This is a genomic window from Salipiger sp. HF18, from assembly GCF_011806505.1.
Classification (GTDB): Bacteria; Pseudomonadota; Alphaproteobacteria; order Rhodobacterales; family Rhodobacteraceae; genus Salipiger; species Salipiger thiooxidans.
In genome coordinates this window covers 1-3,517 of the sequence record NZ_JAATOS010000409.1, presented here as the reverse complement: position 1 = coordinate 3,517, position 3,517 = coordinate 1, and the positions used below count along the sequence as shown (strand labels likewise).

The 3,517-nt window shown below is 69.4% G+C and carries 3 protein-coding genes and 1 pseudogene; all 4 read left to right on the top strand.

Features of this window, described 5'->3' with window-relative positions:
• Positions 1-313 (top strand): annotated as a pseudogene (locus HC022_RS21485) (peptide ABC transporter substrate-binding protein); the annotation flags it as partial.
• A gap of 15 nt (positions 314-328) precedes the next feature.
• On the top strand, positions 329-1,285 hold the full coding sequence (locus HC022_RS21480) for an ABC transporter permease (RefSeq protein ID WP_008886220.1): 957 nt from the start codon (positions 329-331) through the stop codon (positions 1,283-1,285).
• Positions 1,285-3,141 carry a dipeptide/oligopeptide/nickel ABC transporter permease/ATP-binding protein gene (locus HC022_RS21475; RefSeq protein ID WP_167453772.1) on the top strand — a complete coding sequence of 619 codons (1,857 nt, stop codon included), beginning with the start codon at positions 1,285-1,287 and terminating at the stop codon, positions 3,139-3,141. The genes HC022_RS21480 and HC022_RS21475 overlap by 1 nt, the downstream gene beginning before the upstream one ends.
• Positions 3,138-3,517, top strand: a 380-nt coding sequence (locus tag HC022_RS21470; protein WP_167453771.1) for an ATP-binding cassette domain-containing protein, incomplete at its 3' end; no start/stop codon positions are given. The genes HC022_RS21475 and HC022_RS21470, both read left to right, overlap by 4 nt.

The window sequence follows — 3,517 nt, the reverse complement described above, 5'->3', positions numbered from 1 at the left end:
CAACAACGACCCCGACGGCCTTGCCAACGTGCTCGACGGCAGCCTGCCCGCCGCCTATGCCCGCAGCTACGGTCTCGAGACGCCCGAGATCTCCGAGCTCTTCAAGAAGGGCCGCGCCATCTTCGACGCCGAAGAGCGCAAGGCCATCTACAAGGAGCTCGAGCAGATCGCCATCGACACGGCGCCGATCATGGGCCTGTGCTGGCGTGAGCAGGGCTACGGCCTTGCCGGCAACGTCAGCGGCTTCTCCAACATGCCCGGTCAGCTGACCTTCTATTCCGGCTTCACGCTGGAAGAAGCGATGCTCGGCTAAGCGCAAGTCAGACAAATGTTGAGATACATCGCCTTCCGAAGCCTCGTCGCCCTGTTCCTCGTCTGGGTCGTCGTCACGATCGTCTTCCTGCTTCTGCACCTCATCCCCGGGGATCCGGCGGAGTTGCTGCTGAGCACCGGGAACGTCGCGGCCGATCCGCAGGCGGTCGCCGCCCTGCGCGAGCAGATGGGGCTCAACGCTCCGCTCTGGCAGCAGTATCTCGACCATATGGCCGGTGTCCTCACCGGTGATCTCGGCGCGTCGTTCCGCGATGGCGCGCCGGTGATCGAGCAGATCGCCCTGCGCCTTCCGCGCACGCTCGAGGTCATCCTCGCCGCGTCGCTGATCGCAACCGGCATCGGCGTGCCGCTCGGCACCTACGCGGCCATCCGCGCCGACGGCAAGGCCGATGCCGTGATCTCCTTCTTCGCATCCGCCTCGCTCTCGACCCCGGTCTTCGTCGTGGGCTCGGTGGTGATCCTGATCTTCGCGCAGGAGCTGAAATGGCTCCCCGCCGGGGGCTTCGTGCCCTTCAGCGAGGATCCGGTGGAACATTTCAAACTGCTGCTGATGCCCGCGGGCACCGTGGCGCTGTCGCTCCTCGCGGTGATCACCCGCATGAGCCGCGCCTCCGTGCTCGAAGTTCTCCAGCGCGACTACGTGCGCACCGCCCGGGCCAAGGGCCTGTCGCGGGCTCCGATCCTGCGCCGCCACGTGGTCCGCAACGCGCTGATCCCGGTGCTGACCGTGCTGGGGCTTGAGATGGGTACGCTGATCGGAGGCACCGTCCTGGTGGAATTCGTCTTCAACTGGCCCGGTCTGTCGGGCTACCTCGTGTCGGCCGTCGATGCCCGCGACTATCCCGAAGTGGTCGGCATCGTGATGACGATCTCGGTCCTCTTCGTCTTCCTCAACCTCGTGGTCGATGTGGTGAACGCCATGCTCGATCCGCGCATCTCGCTGGTGCGCTGATGAAGGCCTCGACCCGCAAGCTGATCCTGCCCGGCACCATCGTCGCGCTGATCATCGCCACCGTCATTCTCGCCCCCGTGCTGCCGCTGCAGGACACCCGGGGCATGGACATCCCCCACCGCTTCGCCGGCCCCTCGGCCGCGCACTGGCTCGGCCAGGACGAGTTCGGCCGCGACGTGCTCTCGCGCCTGATCTGGGGCGGCCGCGCCTCGCTTTTCATCGCCGTGGGCTCGGCCGTGCTGGCGGCCATCGCCGGCACCGCGCTCGGGCTGCTGGGCGGCTACTTCCGCGGCGCGGTGGAGCTCTTCACCGTGCGCGCCGCCGAGATCATCCTCTGCCTGCCGCCGCTGCTGCTGGCGCTGCTGGTCGTGACGATCCTCGGCGCGGGCACCTGGCCGCTGATCCTCGCGCTCACCATCCTCTACACGCCGAACTACGCCCGTGTGGTCTATGCCGCCACGCAACAGGTGCGCGGGCTCGACTTCGTGACCGCGCAGCGCGCCATGGGCACGCATCCGCTGAAGATCCTCGTGCGGACCATCCTGCCCAACGTACTGCCGCCGCTGCTGGTGCAGATGTCGCTGGTCGTGGCCTCGGCCATGGTGATCGAGAGCGGCCTGTCGTTCCTCGGCCTCGGCGTGGTGCCCCCCACCCCGTCCTGGGGCCTGATGATCCGCGCCGCCCGCGGCGCCATGGAGGTCGCACCCCTGCTGCTGGTCTGGCCGTCGCTGGCGCTTGCCGGCACCATCCTGACCTTCAACCTGCTCTGCGACCGCCTGCAATCCGCGCTCGATCCCCGGGCCGTCACTGCCGGTGGCGCGCTCTGGCTGCGGCCCCGCTCGCGCGAGGCGAAGAAGCCGGTGACCCCGGTCGCCGCCCCCGCCGAGGCGCCGCTGCTCGAGATCTCGGACATGTCCATCGCCGTCCACGACATGGAGCTTGTGCGCCGCGTGTCGCTGACCGTTCGCCCCGGCGAGACCGTGGCGCTGGTGGGCGAGAGCGGCTCGGGCAAGACCCTGACCGGCCTCGCCATGACCGGCCTGCTGCCCGACACCCTGCGGGTCACCGGCGGCAGCGCCGTCTACACCACCCGCGACGGCACCGCGGTCGACCTTGCCAAGCTCGACGAGGAAGGCATCCGCAAGCTGCGCGGCGACGAGATCTCGATGGTGTTCCAGGACGCCGCCGCCTCGCTCAACCCGGTGCTGCGCATCGGCGACCAGCTCGGCGAGGCGATCCAGGCCCACCACCAGATCTCGGGCGAGGCGCTGCAGAAGCGCATCCTGGACCTGCTCCGCCACGTCGGTATCCCCGACCCCGAGCGCCGGCACCGCGCCTACCCGCACGAGCTCTCGGGCGGCCAGCGTCAGCGCGCCATGATCGCCCTCGCCGTGGCCAACAACCCCCGACTGCTGATCGCCGACGAGCCGACCACCGCGCTCGACCCGACGATCCAGGCGCAGATCCTTCAGCTCTTCGCGCAGCTCAAGAAGGACACGCCGGGCATGGGTATGATCTTCGTCACCCACGACCTTGCCGTGGTGGCCGAGATCGCCGACAGGGTGACGGTGATGTACGCGGGCGAGGTGGTCGAGGAAGGCCCCGTGGCCGAGGTCTTCGCCCGTCCCCGTCACCCCTACACCGCCGCGCTGATCTCGTCGGTGCCCGAGAGCGGTGCCGAGCGGCTCACCGCCATCCCCGGCACCGTGCCCTCGCCGCGCAACATGCCCACGGGCTGCCGCTTCGCGCCGCGCTGCGGCTTCGCGTCCGCCGAGTGCGAGAGCCGGTCGCCCAAGGCCGAACACCCCGCAGCCGACCGTGTCACCCGCTGCTTCCGCTGGGAGAACGTCACATGACCGACGCCAACGCTCCGCTGGTCGAGGCAAGGACCCTCGGCCGCAACTTCCCGACCCGCCACGGGCTGCTCGGCCGCGCCCAGGACGTCTGGGCCGTGCGCGACGTGAGCCTCACCGTCGCCAAGGGTGAGACCGTGGGCATCGTGGGGGAATCCGGCTGCGGCAAGTCCACGCTCGGGCGCATGATGATGGGGCTCGACAGCCCCACCAGGGGCAGCATGAGCTTCGACGGGCGCGACCTGTCGTCCCTCTCGTCCGCCGAGATGCGCAAGCTGTCGCGCCGGATGCAGATGGTGTTCCAAGACCCCTTCGGCTCGCTCGACCCGCGCCGCACCATCGGCGCCCAGATCGCCGACGGGCTGCGCACCCACAACAT